Origin of the sequence: Vibrio sp. 779(2023) (assembly GCF_033344285.1) — a bacterium.
GTDB classification, from domain to species: Bacteria; Pseudomonadota; Gammaproteobacteria; order Enterobacterales; family Vibrionaceae; genus Vibrio; species Vibrio alginolyticus.
Window position 1 is genome coordinate 1 of sequence record NZ_JAWPOM010000213.1, and the last position, 1,067, is coordinate 1,067.

Here is a 1,067-nt window from a genome sequence, read left to right on the forward strand (position 1 = left end):
CGTTAAAAGAGCAGTTAGAAGGTTTCAAAAAGCAAGTCAACGACAGCTTTAGCCAAGAAGCTAAAGAGCGTCATACGCTGGTGCATGAGCTGAAAAATCTGCAACGTCTCAATGAACAAATGACTCGAGAAGCCGTGAACCTGACCCAAGCGCTCAAAGGCGATAACAAACAGCAAGGTAACTGGGGTGAAGTGGTGTTGGCGCGCGTTTTAGCCGAATCGGGGCTGCGCGAAGGGCACGAGTACGAAACGCAAGTGAACCTACAGAGCGAAGCGGGCAAGCGTTACCAACCGGATGTGATTGTGCATTTGCCACAAAACAAGCAAGTGGTGGTCGATTCGAAAATGGCATTGGTGGCGTACGAGCGCTACTTCAATGCCGAAACGGATGCTGAACGCGACCGCGCGTTAAGTGCTCACCTCACCGCACTGCGTGCGCACATCAAAGGTTTGAGCATGAAGGATTACCACAAGCTCAAAGGCATCCAAAGTCTCGATTATGTGCTGATGTTTATTCCGGTAGAGCCGGCGTTCCAAGTGGCGATTCAAGCCGACCCAAGCTTGATCAAAGACGCGATGGAGCAAAACATCATCTTGGTTAGCCCAACCACGTTGCTGGTGGCACTGCGCACCATCGACAATTTATGGCGCAACGAACGTCAGAATGAAAACGCCAAATTGATCGCCCAGCGCGCCACCAAACTGTACGACAAGCTGCGTTTATTCATCGACGACATGGAAGGGTTGGGCGGCGCATTAGACCGAGCGAACCAAACCTATCAAGGCGCTATGAACAAGCTGGCGACAGGCCGTGGCAACGTGATTCGTCAAGCAGAAAGCTTTAGGCAGTTGGGGGTTGAAATCAAACGACCGATTTCTTCTGACCTTGCGCAGTTGGCGCAAAGTGATGCATTTTCAGAAAATGAATCACCAAATGAATCGTTAGTAGAAAGACATCCGGCTGAGGATAAAGTAAACTAATCGCCCGCAGTGCAGTGGGCGATTTTCATTGTCAGCAAACGCCCTGTAGTGAACAAGTGCTGCCCAAGAGGAATTAGAAGGACGGAC

At 50.5% G+C, this 1,067-nt stretch carries 1 protein-coding gene; it reads left to right on the plus strand.

The window, feature by feature from the left end; translation table 11 throughout:
• A partial coding sequence (gene rmuC, locus R8O70_RS26160) for a DNA recombination protein RmuC (protein WP_318184581.1) occupies positions 1-980 on the plus strand: 980 nt, incomplete at its 5' end.
• Positions 981-1,067: the final 87 nt, after the last annotated feature.